The 12,842-nt window shown below is 75.8% G+C and carries 16 protein-coding genes; 15 read left to right on the top strand and 1 reads right to left on the bottom strand.

Features of this window, described 5'->3' with window-relative positions:
• The 14 genes from CS2_RS19135 to CS2_RS15825 all read left to right on the top strand — a co-directional run.
• The coding region (locus CS2_RS19135) for a hypothetical protein (RefSeq protein WP_070320699.1) at nucleotides 1-604 on the top strand (604 nt) is incomplete at its 5' end.
• A gap of 189 nt (nucleotides 605-793) precedes the next feature.
• On the top strand, nucleotides 794-1,225 hold the full coding sequence (gene rpsP / locus CS2_RS15765) for a 30S ribosomal protein S16 (RefSeq protein ID WP_046528092.1): 432 nt from the start codon (nucleotides 794-796) through the stop codon (nucleotides 1,223-1,225).
• A complete protein-coding gene (locus CS2_RS15770; RefSeq protein WP_046528093.1) occupies nucleotides 1,225-1,464 on the top strand; it encodes an RNA-binding protein in 240 nt (79 codons plus the stop codon). The genes rpsP and CS2_RS15770 overlap by 1 nt, the downstream gene beginning before the upstream one ends.
• Nucleotides 1,465-1,546: 82 nt before the next feature.
• On the top strand, nucleotides 1,547-2,107 hold the full coding sequence (rimM, locus tag CS2_RS15775) for a ribosome maturation factor RimM (protein WP_046530450.1): 561 nt from the start codon (nucleotides 1,547-1,549) through the stop codon (nucleotides 2,105-2,107).
• 3 nt (nucleotides 2,108-2,110) lie between these two features.
• Nucleotides 2,111-2,890, top strand: coding sequence for a tRNA (guanosine(37)-N1)-methyltransferase TrmD (trmD, locus tag CS2_RS15780; protein WP_070320700.1), 780 nt, complete (start codon nucleotides 2,111-2,113; stop codon nucleotides 2,888-2,890).
• A 252-nt stretch (nucleotides 2,891-3,142) separates the two neighbouring features.
• A complete protein-coding gene (gene rplS / locus CS2_RS15785) occupies nucleotides 3,143-3,508 on the top strand; it encodes a 50S ribosomal protein L19 (protein ID WP_070320701.1) in 366 nt (121 codons plus the stop codon).
• Between the two features lie 167 nt (nucleotides 3,509-3,675).
• Nucleotides 3,676-4,545: a signal peptidase I gene (lepB, locus tag CS2_RS15790; protein WP_070320705.1), complete on the top strand. Its 870-nt coding sequence runs from the start codon at nucleotides 3,676-3,678 to the stop codon at nucleotides 4,543-4,545.
• Nucleotides 4,542-5,357 carry a ribonuclease HII gene (gene rnhB / locus CS2_RS15795; RefSeq protein WP_046528098.1) on the top strand — a complete coding sequence of 272 codons (816 nt, stop codon included), beginning with the start codon at nucleotides 4,542-4,544 and terminating at the stop codon, nucleotides 5,355-5,357. Before lepB ends, rnhB begins: the two co-directional genes overlap by 4 nt.
• Nucleotides 5,358-5,382: 25 nt before the next feature.
• Entirely contained in the window at nucleotides 5,383-5,706 is a 324-nt protein-coding gene (locus tag CS2_RS15800) for a DUF2469 domain-containing protein (protein WP_046528099.1), read from the top strand.
• Nucleotides 5,707-5,829: 123 nt separating this feature from the next.
• The gene (locus CS2_RS15805) at nucleotides 5,830-6,186 is read left to right on the top strand and encodes a YraN family protein (RefSeq protein WP_046530451.1); all 357 of its coding nucleotides are present in this window, start codon (nucleotides 5,830-5,832) and stop codon (nucleotides 6,184-6,186) included.
• Nucleotides 6,187-7,704: a YifB family Mg chelatase-like AAA ATPase gene (locus CS2_RS15810; RefSeq protein WP_070320702.1), complete on the top strand. Its 1,518-nt coding sequence runs from the start codon at nucleotides 6,187-6,189 to the stop codon at nucleotides 7,702-7,704.
• A complete protein-coding gene (dprA, locus tag CS2_RS15815) occupies nucleotides 7,701-8,963 on the top strand; it encodes a DNA-processing protein DprA (RefSeq protein WP_070320703.1) in 1,263 nt (420 codons plus the stop codon). The genes CS2_RS15810 and dprA overlap by 4 nt, the downstream gene beginning before the upstream one ends.
• A gap of 131 nt (nucleotides 8,964-9,094) precedes the next feature.
• Nucleotides 9,095-10,021 (top strand): tyrosine recombinase XerC, encoded by a 927-nt coding sequence (locus tag CS2_RS15820; RefSeq protein WP_046528102.1) that lies wholly within the window; start codon nucleotides 9,095-9,097, stop codon nucleotides 10,019-10,021.
• 74 nt (nucleotides 10,022-10,095) lie between these two features.
• Complete coding sequence (locus CS2_RS15825) at nucleotides 10,096-11,010, top strand: FliA/WhiG family RNA polymerase sigma factor (protein WP_082740291.1); 915 nt, start codon at nucleotides 10,096-10,098, stop codon at nucleotides 11,008-11,010.
• Nucleotides 11,011-11,018: 8 nt separating this feature from the next.
• Here CS2_RS15825 and CS2_RS15830 read toward each other — a convergent pair whose 3' ends face one another.
• A complete protein-coding gene (locus CS2_RS15830; RefSeq protein WP_046528103.1) occupies nucleotides 11,019-11,582 on the bottom strand; it encodes a M23 family metallopeptidase in 564 nt (187 codons plus the stop codon).
• A gap of 456 nt (nucleotides 11,583-12,038) precedes the next feature.
• Between CS2_RS15830 and rpsB the strand changes: the two genes are divergently transcribed.
• Nucleotides 12,039-12,842, top strand: an 804-nt coding sequence (rpsB, locus tag CS2_RS15835) for a 30S ribosomal protein S2 (protein WP_070320704.1), incomplete at its 3' end; no start/stop codon positions are given.

Below are 12,842 nucleotides of genomic sequence, written 5' to 3' on the forward strand. Positions count from 1 at the left end.
CCCCGCCGAGCCGGTCGGTCCGTTGCGGCTCGTGCACTACTTCGACGCGCGTCGGGGGCCGTTCCGGTCGCTCAGCGCGCTGCCGCCCGACGATGCGCGTCGCGTGACGCGCGAGCTCGCGGCGCGCGAGCCGGGGATGCTCGGCGAGCGCTCCGAGGCGTACGTCGACCGGCGGCGCGAGCTCGAGCGTCTCGCGCGCGCGGCCTTCGTCGCGCAGGGCGGGACGCCGCGCGCACCGTTCCCGCAGTACATGGTCGTCGAGCCGTGCGCGTGGCTGGCGGGCTGGTACGCGCGACCAGCCGCGGTGGAGTGCGGCAGCGACGCGTTCGAGCCGGGCGTGCTGTCGTTCACGTACGGCGACCTGTTCCCGACCTTCAGCCCGCACGTCCGTGACGGCCGCGAGTACCGGGGGCGCGTGTACACGCTCGACGGGATCCGCGAGCTGCTCGGGCGGATCGGGACGCCGCAGCGGTGGAACGCCGACGGCCGGCACGGTCCCGAGCGGTACGTCGAGGTGCAGGTATGGCAGGACGCGGCGACCGTGCTGTCGCGCACACGGCCGCTCGTCCCGGGCCCCGGGACGCCGTCGGGCGCCGCCACCTGACCGGGTCCGACGCGGCGCTCGCGCGCGGGATTGGTCGTGCGCGCGCCATCTGGCAGAATGGCCCGCTGTACTCGGCCCGTGCAGCCCCTCTACCTGCCCGGTGCCGCGTCCTCCGGCCTGACCGGCGCGCCCCACCCCACGGGCGGCACCGTGACGCCACCCCGCAGACATTCAGGAGAACACCACCTCGTGGCTACGAAGATCCGCCTCAAGCGCCTCGGCAAGATCCGCCAGCCGTACTACCGCATCGTCGTCGCCGACTCGCGCACCAAGCGCGACGGTCGCGTGATCGAGGAGATCGGCAAGTACCACCCCACCGAGGAGCCCTCGCTCATCGAGATCACCTCGGAGCGCGCGCAGTACTGGCTCGGCGTCGGCGCCCAGCCCACCGAGCAGGTCCTCGCGCTGCTCAAGGTCACCGGCGACTGGCAGAAGTTCAAGGGCCTGCCGGGTGCCGAGGGCACGCTGCGCACCAAGGCCGCCAAGGCCGACCCGAAGGCCGCCGTCGAGGCCGCCGCCGCCGACGCCGAGAAGGTCAAGGCCACGGCGTCCGAGAAGAAGGCCGCCGCCGCGACCGAGACCGCCGACGAGGCGGCTCCCGCCGAGGACGAGCAGGCCTGATGCTGGCCGACGCGCTCGAGCACCTGGTGCGGGGCATCGTCGACCACCCCGACGACGTGCGCGTGCGCTCGTCGTCGCTGCGACGCGGCGAGATGCTCGAGGTGCGCGTGCACCCCGAGGACCTCGGGCGCGTCATCGGCCGCTCGGGCCGCACGGCCCGCGCGCTGCGCACGGTCGTCGGCGCGCTGTCGACCGACGGTGCCGTGCGCGTCGACGTGGTCGACGTCGACCGGCGCTGACCAGGACACCCGACGGCCCGGTCCCTCGACGAGGGGCCGGGCCGTCGTCGTCCCCGACGACGCGTCGGGGGAGGGAGTGACGATGCTGCTGACCGTGGCACGGATCGGCCGCGCGCACGGGCTGCGCGGCGAGGTCGCGCTCGACGTGCGCACCGACGCGCCCGACGAGCGGTTCGTCGTCGGCGCGCGGTTCGTCACCGAGCCCGCGTCGGCGGGGCCGCTCGAGGTCGTGCGCGTGCGGACCGCGCAGGGCCGGTGGTACGTGACGTTCGCGCAGGCCGCCGACCGGACCGCGGTCGAGGCGCTGCGCGGCGTCGACCTCCTGGTCGACACCGACGAGGACGAGGACGACGAGGACGGCTGGTACCAGCACGAGCTCGTCGGCCTGCGCGTCGAGCACGTCGCCGACGGACGCGTGCTGGGCGAGGTCGTCGGCCTCGAGCACCTGCCGGCGCACGACCTGCTCGTCGTCCGCGAGCCCGACGGCGCGCGCACGCTCGTGCCGTTCGTCGAGGCCATCGTCCCGGTCGTGGACGTGCCCGGCGGCCGTGTCGTGCTCGACCCGCCCGGCGGGCTCCTGGCCGCCGACGCCGAGCACCTCGTCGTGAGCGACGAGACCCGCGGCGACGCGGTCGAGGGCTGAGCCGTGCGCGTCGACGTCGTCTCGATCTTCCCCGAGTACCTGGCCGCGCTCGACCTGTCGCTCGTCGGCAAGGCGCGCACGTCCGGCCTGCTCGACCTGCACGTGCACGACCTGCGCGACTGGACCGACGACCGGCACCGCACGGTCGACGACACGCCGTTCGGCGGCGGCGCGGGCATGGTCATGCGGCCCGACGTGTGGGGTCGGGCGCTCGACGACGTCATGACGCCCGACGCGCACCTCCTCGTGCCGTCGCCGGCCGGGCGGCCGTTCACGCAGCGGATGGCCGAGGAGCTCGCCGGCGAGCAGCAGCTCGTGGTCGCGTGCGGCCGCTACGAGGGCATCGACGCGCGCGTCGTGGAGCACTACGCGGGCCGGGGGCGCGTCACCGAGCTGTCGCTCGGCGACTACGTGCTCAACGGCGGCGAGGTCGCGGCGCTCGTCGTGGTCGAGGCCGTGGCGCGGCTGCTGCCGGGCGTGGTCGGCAACCCGGCGTCGCTCGTCGAGGAGTCCCACGGTGCGGCCGGGCTGCTGGAGTACCCCGTCTACACCAAGCCCGCGTCCTGGCTCGAGCACGACGTGCCCGACGTGCTGCTGTCGGGCCACCACGCGCGCATCGAGCGCTGGCGTCGCGACCAGGCGCTCGAGCGCACGGCGCGGCGCCGACCGGACCTGCTGACCGCGCTCGACCCCGCGACGCTCGACCGCCACGACCTCGAGGTGCTCGCCGCGTGCGGGTGGGTCGTGACGGACGGACGCTGGGAGCAGCACCCGTCCGACTGACGCCGCCGTTCCCGGCGGGCCCCTCCGCCGCGGATTCGGTCGCGCGGTCGCGTTGTGGCAGACTGTCTCCTCGGTGTGCGTCCGCCGCCTCTCTGCCGCAGGGGAGGGTGACAGCGACGCGCGGCCCGGGACGGCCACGGCCCCCGGTCCCACCGACCCAGACCCGAACCACGGGCGCGTGCCCTGCCCCGGCAGCGCGTGCGCCCGTCGATCACGCTCCTGACCTGCGGCAGGGCGGGGAAGCGACACGACATGCAGACGCTCGACGCGATCGACGCAGCATCGCTGCGCCAGGACGTCCCGGAGTTCCGCCCCGGCGACACGCTCAAGGTCAACGTGAAGGTCGTCGAGGGCAACCGCTCCCGCGTCCAGGCGTTCCAGGGTGTCGTCATCGCCCGTCAGGGCGCCGGCGTCCGCGAGACGTTCACGATCCGCAAGATCAGCTTCGGCGTCGGCGTCGAGCGCACGTTCCCCGTGCACTCGCCCTCGCTCGACTCGATCGAGGTCGTGACGCGCGGTGACGTCCGCCGCGCGAAGCTGTACTACCTGCGCGCCCTTCGCGGCAAGAAGGCGAAGATCAAGGAGAAGCGCGAGCAGGCTCCGGTCAAGAAGGCCTGAGCCCCGCGCTCCCGGCACGTCGCGACGGGCGGTCACCCCACGGGTGGCCGCCCGTCGTCGTCCCGGAGCGGCGTGACGCGGAACGGCGCGTCCAGGTCCCGCCCAGGTTCGGTCTCGCGGTCCGGGTCCGCGCCCACGGGATGTCCGGTCCGTGTCAGAGTGTGTCGGTGAGCCAGCCCCACGCCGAGGGGACGGGACCGACGCCGTCCTCGTCCCGCACGTCCCCCGAGCAGCACGACGTCCGTCCGTCGTGGGCGCCGACGAGCGCGGGCGCACCCGCGTCGCCCGCGGCGGCGGGCGGTCCGCGAGCAGAGGAGGAGACCGTGCCCCAGCGGCGCCGGCGCGACCGCGAGCCCCGACGGCGCAGCACGGCCTGGTCCTGGCTGCGCGAGACCGCGATCATCCTGGTCAGTGCGCTCGTGCTGTCGCTCGTGGTGAAGACGTTCCTCGTGCAGGCGTTCTTCATCCCGTCCCAGTCGATGCACGACACCCTCGTCGAGAACGACCGGATCCTCGTCAGCAAGCTCACGCCCGGGCCGTTCGACCTGCGGCGCGGCGACATCGTGGTCTTCAAGGACCCGGGCGGCTGGCTCACGCCCGAGGTGCAGAAGCCGCGCAGCGCGCTCGCCGAGGCCACCAACGAGGCGCTGACGTTCGTCGGGCTGCTCCCGCAGGACGCCGGCGAGCACCTCGTGAAGCGCGTGATCGGCCTGCCCGGCGACCACGTGGCGTGCGCCGGGCCCGGCCAGCCGGTGACGGTGAACGGCGTGCCGCTCGACGAGACGTACCTCGCGCCGGGTTCCCAGCCCAGCGAGATGGCGTTCGACGTCGTCGTGCCCGCGGACTCGCTGTGGCTCATGGGCGACAACCGGCAGCAGTCCGCGGACTCGCGTCGCAACATGGGGCGGCCCGGGGGCGGCTCGGTGCCGATGGAGAACGTCGTCGGCGTCGCGTTCGTCACCGTGTGGCCGCTCGACCGGTTCACGATCCTGAGCAACCCGTCCGACGTGTTCGCGAACGTGCCCGACGCCGGATGACCCAGGTCGACGTCGGGCGTGCGGTGCGGGCGCCGCGGCGTGCGGCGCCGCGCACGCCGCCGCACCTGCGGCACGAGCGGGCGCTGCTGCGCACGGGGCTGCGCTACGTCGCGGGGATGGACGAGGTCGGGCGCGGGTCGCTCGCCGGGCCCGTCTCGGTGGGCGTGGTCGTGGTCGACGCGGCGACGCGGTCCGCGCCGCGCGGCGTCGCGGACTCGAAGCTGCTGACGCCCGCCGCGCGCGAGGCGCTGCTGCCCGCGCTGGGCAGGTGGGGCGTCGCGCGCGCGGTCGGCCACGCGTCGCCCGACGAGATCGACGAGCGCGGGATCGTCGCGGCGCTGCGCCTCGCCGGCACGCGGGCCCTGCTGCGGGTGCTCGACGTCGTCGAACGGGTCGACGCCGTGGTGCTCGACGGCTCGCACGACTGGCTGACGCCGCCCGAGCCCGACCTGTTCGGCACGCAGGACGACCTGTTCGCCGAGCCGCGCGCGTTCGAGCCGCCGGCGGTGCACCTGAGGGTGAAGGCGGACCGCTCGTGCGCGAGCGTGGCCGCGGCGAGCGTCCTGGCCAAGTGCGAGCGCGACGCGTTGATGGTGCGGCACGCCGCCGCCCACCCCGCGTACCGCTGGGACGAGAACAAGGGGTACGCCGCGCCCGAGCACCTCGCGGCGCTGCGCGAGCACGGTCCGACGCCGCTGCACCGACGCTCGTGGCGGCTGCCTGCCGTGCAGGAGCGGCCGGTGGAGGCGAGCGGGCCCGGGTGGCACGCCGAGCCCCTGCTGCCCGACGGGGACCCCGCCGCGTCGTCGTGACCGTCCGATGGGGGATGATGGTCCGGTGAGCGCGGAGGACCTGGAGAACTACGAGACCGACATGGAGCTCGCGCTGTACCGCGAGTACCGCGACGTGGTCGGTCTGTTCGCGTACGTCGTCGAGACGGAGCGGCGGTTCTACCTCGCGAACCACGTGGACCTGCAGGTGCGGTCCGCGGCGGGCGAGGTGTACTTCGAGCTCACGCTGGTCGACGCGTGGGTCTGGGACGTGTACCGCTCGGCGCGGTTCGTGAAGTCCGTGCGCGTGGTGACGTTCAAGGACGTCAACGTCGAGGAGCTGGCGAAGGCCGAGCTCGATCTCGGGTCCGGGAGCGGCTTCCCCCGCTGACGCGCCCGCGAGGACGCCGAGCCATCCCCAGCCCCGGGCACCGCACGGCGTCGCACCGACGGTCGTCGACGTAGCCTCGGCACGCCGCCGCGTGGCGCAGTGTCGTCGCCGGAGGTGGTCGACGTGCGGGCGAAGGACGCGGTCGGGCGGTACGGCGAGGACGTGGCGGCGAGGTTCGTCACGCAGGCCGGGTGGACGGTGCTCGCGCGCAACTGGCGCTGCACGGAGGGTGAGCTCGACCTCGTCGCGCTCGACGGCGACGAGGTCGTCGCGGTCGAGGTGAAGACGCGACGCTCCACCGCCTACGGGCACCCCGCCGAGGCGGTGACGTTCCGCAAGCTGGCGCGCGTGCGACGCCTCACCGCGCGCTGGCTGCGCGAGCACGACGTGCGCGCCCGCTCGGTGCGCGTCGACGTGATCGCCGTCGTCGTGCCGCGCAGCGGTGCGGCGCAGGTCGAGCACCTCGTGGGGGTGGTCTGAGTGCTCGGTCGCACCAGCGCCGTCGCCCTCGTCGGGCTCACGGGGCACGTGGTGGACGTCGAGTCCCACCTCGCGCCGTCGCTGCCGGCGTTCACGCTCGTCGGGCTGCCCGACGCGTCGCTCGCCGAGGCGCGCGACCGCGTCCGCGCGGCCGTCACCTCGAGCGGACTCGCGTGGCCGAACCGCAGGATCACCGTCAACCTGTCACCCGCGACGCTGCCCAAGACGGGGTCCTCGTTCGACCTGGCCGTCGCGATCACCACGCTCGCCGGCGCCGGTCTCGTCGACGCCGCGTCGGTGGCGGGGTGGGTGCACCTCGGCGAGCTCGGCCTCGACGGTCGGCTGCGGCCCGTGCGGGGCGTGCTCCCGGCCGTCGCCGCGGCCGTCGCCGCCGGCCGGCCGCGGGTCGTCGTGCCGCGCGGCAACGCGGCCGAGGCGGAGCTCGTCCCGGGCGCCCGGGTCCGCGCGGCGGACAGCCTCGCGCAGGTCGCCGCGCACCACGGGGCCGACGTCGAGGTCCCGGAGGTCGAGGCGGTGCCCGACGTCCTGGCGGCGCTCGCGGACCGGGACGAGCCCGACCTCGTCGACGTGCTGGGCCAGCAGGAGGCCCGGTTCGGCCTGGAGGTCGCCGCGGCCGGGCACCACCACCTGCTCATGGTCGGCCCGCCCGGTGCCGGCAAGACCATGCTGGCGGCGCGGCTGCCGGGCCTCCTGCCCGACCTGGACGAGGACGACGCCGTCGAGGTCACGGCGGTGCACTCGGTCGCGGGGACGTTCGATCCCGGCCGGGGGCTCGTGCGTCGCCCGCCCTACGAGGACCCGCACCACACCGCGACGCCCGCGAGCATCGTGGGGGGCGGGTCGGGCATGCCGCGCCCGGGCGCCGCGTCTCGCGCGCACCGCGGCGTGCTGTTCCTCGACGAGGCGCCCGAGTTCACGTCCGCCGTGCTGCAGACGCTGCGGCAGCCGCTCGAGCAGGGCGAGCTCGTGCTGCACCGCTCCGCAGGCACGGCGCGGTACCCGGCGAGGTTCCAGCTGGTCCTCGCGGCCAACCCGTGCCCCTGCGGGCACGCCGTCGGCAAGGGGCTGGCCTGCACGTGCCGCCCGGAGCAGCGGCGCCGCTACTTCGGCAAGCTGTCGGGCCCGCTCCTCGACCGGGTCGACCTGCAGCTCGAGGTGCCGGCCGCCCGGTCGCTCGACGCCCCCGGTGAGGCGACCGCCGTCGTCGCTCGGCGCGTGCGCGCGGCGCGGGCCGCGCAGCGCGCGCGCTGGGCAGGCACGTCGTGGCGCTGCAACGGCGACGTGCCCGGGCGCGAGCTCCAGGCGCGGCTCGGCGCCGACCGTCGGCTCGTCGCCGACCTCGACCGCGCCGTCGACCGGGGCACGCTGAGCCTGCGCGGGGCCGACCGGGTGCTCCGCGTCGCGTGGACCGTCGCCGACCTCGCGGGGCGTGACGCGCCCGGGCGGCCCGACGTCGCCCAGGCGCTGCTGCTGCGGACCAGGGGGCACGGGGCGTGAGCGAGGGCGGGACGACGCCGGCGGCGTCCCGGGCGGACGGCGGCGCGGGGCGGCGGGCACGCGCCGTGTGGAGCGCGCTCGTGGAGCCCGGCGACGAGGTCGCCGGAGCGCTCGTCGCGGCGTGCGGTGCGGCACCCGCGCTGCACTGGGTCGACACGTCGATCCGCCGCGGGCACCCCGACTGGGACGCGCTCGAGGCGGCGGGCGGCGAGCTCGCGGCGCCCGTGCGACGCCGCGTCGCGCGCGCGGTCGAGCGGTGGTCCGCCCGTCGTGCCTCGGTGGACCCCGAGCGGGACCTCGCCGCCGCGCGACGGTGCGGCGCGCGACTCGTCACACCCGACGACGGCGACTGGCCGGCGGGCCTGGACGACCTCGGCGCGGCCTCGCCCCACGCCTTGTGGGTCCGGGGCGCCCTTCCTGCACGCGGTGCGCGCGCCGGGGCGACGGCCGCGGCGGACGACGCGTCGCGGGTCGTCGCGCTGGTGGGTGCGCGGGCCAGCACGTCGTACGGCGAGCGCGTGGCCGTCGACCTGGCCGCCGACCTGGTCCGCCGCGGCTGGTGGGTGGCGTCCGGCGGCGCCTACGGCATCGACGCGGCTGCCCACCGGGGCGCGCTCCTCGCGGGTGGCGGGACGGTCGCGGTCCTCGCCGGCGGCGTCGACCGCGCCTACCCCGTGGGCAACGCCCGGCTGCTCGAGGAGATCGTGGTGTCCGGCGGTGCGGTGGTCAGCGAGGTGCCGCCGGGTGCCGCGCCGACGCGCAGCAGGTTCCTGCAGCGCAACCGGCTCATCGCCGCGCTGTCGTGCGCGACGGTCGTGGTGGAGGCGGCCTGGCGCTCGGGCGCCGCGAGCACCGCGCACCACGCCGCCCGGCTGCTGCGGCCGGTCGGGGCCGTGCCCGGGGCCGTGACCTCCGCCGCGTCCGCGGGGTGCCACCGGCTCCTGCGCGACGGCGTGGCGGTGTGCGTCACCGACGCGGACGAGGTGGTCGAGCTCGCCGGCCCGACGCGGCACCTCGCCCCCGCGGTCGAGGACGAGGGGCCGGCGGGGGAGGTGGACGGTCTCGACCCCGTCGCGCGGCGCGTGCACGACGGCCTGTCCCGCCGTGCGCCGCGCGACGTGGACGTGATCGCCGCGCGGTCCGGCGTGTCCGTCGCCGAGGCGCGTGCCGCTCTCGGTCTCCTGGAGCTCGACGGCCGGGCGCGCCGTCTCGCCGCGGGGTGGGTCGTCGTCCCAGGTCATGAGTCGGGGAAGGGGTGAAATAGAACGGCGAACGGAGTAATCCCGACGCCGGATCGGACATTGGCCCCGAATTCGTGCGCGCATTCGACCTGGCGTCGAAATCGCCCCTTGTCGAACGGCGCGGGTCACGCCACCTTAGGGTCATGCACATGGCGAAGATCACGGCGGGAGACCCTCAGCGGGCTCTGCTGCGCAGTGACTTCGCCCTGCACCTGCACGCGCAGCGCGGCGTCTCCGCGAACACGGTGCGCGCGTACCTGGGTGACCTCGACCACCTCCTCGACCACGCGGCGCGGCACGGCGTGACGCAGCTCGCCGACGTCGACCTCGCGCTGCTGCGCGGGTGGCTCGCGGCCATGGTGCAGGACGGGCTCAGCAGGGCCACGCTGGCGCGACGCTCGGCGGCGGCCCGCACGTTCTTCACGTGGGCCACGCGCACCGGCCGCGTGCCGGTCGACCCGACGCTCCGTCTCGGCACGGCTCGTGCGGCGTCCGTGCTGCCCGCCGTCCTGGCCGTCGAGCCCGTCACGCGACTGCTCGACGCGGCGCGCGAACGGGCCGCGGACGCGGACCCGGTCCACCTGCGGGACTGGGCTGCTCTCGAGCTGCTCTACGCGACCGGCGCGCGCGTCGGCGAGCTCTGCGGGGCCGACGTCGACGACCTCGACCTCGGCCAGCTCACGCTGCGCGTGGTCGGCAAGGGCGACAAGGAGCGCGTCGTGCCGTTCGGTCGTCCCGCCGCGCGGGCCGTCGACGCCTGGCTCACGACCGGGCGGCCCCGCCTGGTCCGCGAGGGCTCCGGACCGGCGCTCCTCCTGGGGCGACGGGGTGGCCGCGCCGACCAGCGCCAGCTGCGCGCGGTCGTGCACGAGCTCGCCGCCGCGGTGGGCGTCGACGACGTCGCACCGCACGCGCTGCGGCACACGGCCGCGACGCACCTGCTCGAGGGGGGCTCCGACCTGCGCACCGTCCAGGAGATCCTCGGCCACGCCAGCCTGTCGACCACGCAGCGGTACACCCACGTCTCGGCCGAGCGGCTGCGCTCCGCCTTCCAGCTGGCCCACCCGCGGGCCTGACCACGATGCCCCCCGACCCCGTGCAGGGACCCCTCACCCTGCTCGCACCGCACCCCTCACGAACGGAGCCGACGATGACGGCACTGCAGGACGCCCTCGCCGGCGCCGGTACCGCCACGGTCGCACGCGCCTACGTCCCCGGGACGGCCCCCGCGGGGATCGTCCCCCAGCAGCGGTCCTCGGCCCCCGCGCGTGGGCTCGCGGCGGTGCCGCAGCGGGCCGACGCGGCGGACCTCGAGGTGCTGTGGGAGCGGTACACCACCACCCACTGCCCGCAGGCGCGCGAGCGGCTCATCCTGCACTTCGTCCCGCTGGTGACCGCCGTGGCCGGCCGCATCGGCATGCGGCTGCCGTCCACCGTCGAGCACGCCGACCTCGTGTCGTACGGCATGTTCGGGCTCATCGACGCCATCGAGAAGTACCGCACCGACCGTGCCGTGAAGTTCGAGTCGTACGCCTCCTCGCGCATCCGCGGCGCGATCATCGACGAGCTCCGGGCGATGGACTGGGTGCCGCGCTCCGTGCGGACCAAGGCGCGCGCCGTCGACCGCGCCTACGGCGAGCTCGAGGCCACCCTGCACCGCGCGCCGACCGAGGTCGAGGGCGCGGAGCGGCTCGAGATTCCGCTGCCCGAGCTGCGCGCGGTGTACTCCCAGCTCGCGTCCGTGAACATCGCGGCGCTCGACGAGCTGCTCGCCGGGAGCGACGACCGGCCCGGTGCCGCCACGCTGGCCGACACGCTCGGCGACCGCCGGGCCGAGGACCCGGCCGGCTCGGTCGAGGCGCAGGAGACGAAGTACCTGCTGTCGCGCGCGATCGAGTGCCTCGGCGAGCGCGAGCGCCTGGTCGTGGTGCTCTACTACTACGAGAGCATGACGCTCGCCGAGATCGGCCGCGTCCTCGGTGTCACCGAGTCGCGCATCTCGCAGATCCACACGGCCGCGATGACGCGGCTGCGCACGCGCCTGCTGGACGCCGAGCGCGCCTGAGCCGTCCGTCAGCCGGCCGGCGCCTCGAGCAGCACGACCGGACCGCGGCCCGGGAGCAGGTCCCACGGGTCGACGTACACGTCGCCCTCCCGCACGCCCCAGTGGACGCCGGGCCCGCCCTCGGTGCCGTGCGGGCTGCCCGCGACCACGCCCAGGGCGTCCCCGGCGAGCACGGCCTGCCCCACCGCGACCGTCGCCGACACGGGTTCCAGGCTGGAACGACGCCCGTCGGGGTGCAGGACCGTGACGACGCCGCGGTCGACGACCCGCCCCGCGAAGGTCACCACCCCGTCGGCCGGGGCGAGCACCGGAGCGCCCGCCGCCGCCGCGACGTCGACCCCGCGATGCCCGGGGAGCCACGGACGGGGCGGGGGCGCGAACGCGCGCACGACCACGGGTGCCTCGACCGGGGGTCGGTACGCGGCAGGTGGCGCGGGGGGCGGCGGCGCACCGCCGGCACCGGTGGCGAGCGCCAGGGCGACGTAGGCGCCGACCGTGGCGACGACGGCACCCGTCACCGCCCGTGCGGTGCGGCGGCGGGCGGGGGCGGCGGGCAGGGCGGCTGCTGGCATGCGGTGAGGTTCGCGGGGGCGCGGCGCCGGGCGCTGGCGTCGCGCGCGGTTCTGTGGGCAGCCGCAGCGTCGCGAGGGCTGGGGATGGTTCGCCGCAGCGCGCTGACTCGCGTGGGGGCGATCGCGTCCGCCCCCGGCGTGCCGGTGCGGAGCCGACGCGCTGGTCGGGTCCGACCGGCGCGTGGGCTAGACTTCTCGGGCGACCGGCACCTGCCGGTCGACTTCGCGTGCCACGACCCCGGTCGTCCACGTCGCCCCCCGCCCCGGCCCGCCGTCGGCAGGGGTGCCGGCGCGGCGGACGGGACGTCGTCCGCAGCGGTCCGGGCCCTCGCGCCCGGCGCGGGCGGCGTGCGGCACCAGGGGCACGGCCGACGGCCGCGCCGACAACCGAGACCGCGGGCCCGGGGGGTCCGCACGAGCGCGTGCGCCGCAGGGCGTGCGCCGGAAGGACGTGTCATGGCCGTCGTGACCATGCGCCAGCTGCTCGAGAGCGGTGTCCACTTCGGGCACCAGACCCGCCGCTGGAACCCCAAGATGAAGCGCTTCATCTTCACCGAGCGCAACGGCATCTACATCGTCGACCTCCAGCAGTCGCTGTCCTACATCGACCGGGCCTACGAGTTCGTCTCGCAGACGGTCGCCCACGGCGGCTCGATCCTGTTCGTCGGCACCAAGAAGCAGGCGCAGGAGCCCGTCGCCGAGCAGGCCGCGCGCGTCGGCATGCCCTACGTCAACCAGCGCTGGCTCGGCGGCATGCTCACCAACTTCTCGACGGTCCACAAGCGCCTGCAGCGCCTCAAGGAGCTCGAGCAGATCGACTTCGACGACGTCGCGGCCTCCGGCCTGACGAAGAAGGAGCTGCTCGTCCTGCGTCGCGAGAAGGACAAGCTCACGAAGACGCTCGGCGGCATCCGTGACATGGCCAAGGTCCCCTCGGCCGTGTGGATCGTCGACACCAACAAGGAGCACCTCGCGGTCGACGAGGCGCGCAAGCTCGGGATCCCGGTCGTCGCGATCCTCGACACCAACTGCGACCCCGACGTCGTCGACTACCCGATCCCGGGCAACGACGACGCCATCCGTGCCGTGCAGCTGCTGACCCGCGTGATCGCCGACGCGGTCGCCGACGGCACGCTCAAGCGCCACTCGGGCGGCGCGGCCGCGACGCAGGGCGCCGAGGCCGCGGCCGAGCCGCTCGCCGAGTGGGAGCGCGAGCTGCTCGCCGGCGCCGAGGCGGGCGCGCAGGACCCGGCGCTCGCG

The sequence above is a fragment of the Cellulomonas iranensis NBRC 101100 = JCM 18110 genome, assembly GCF_001552375.1.
GTDB lineage: Bacteria > Actinomycetota > Actinomycetes > Actinomycetales > Cellulomonadaceae > Cellulomonas > Cellulomonas iranensis.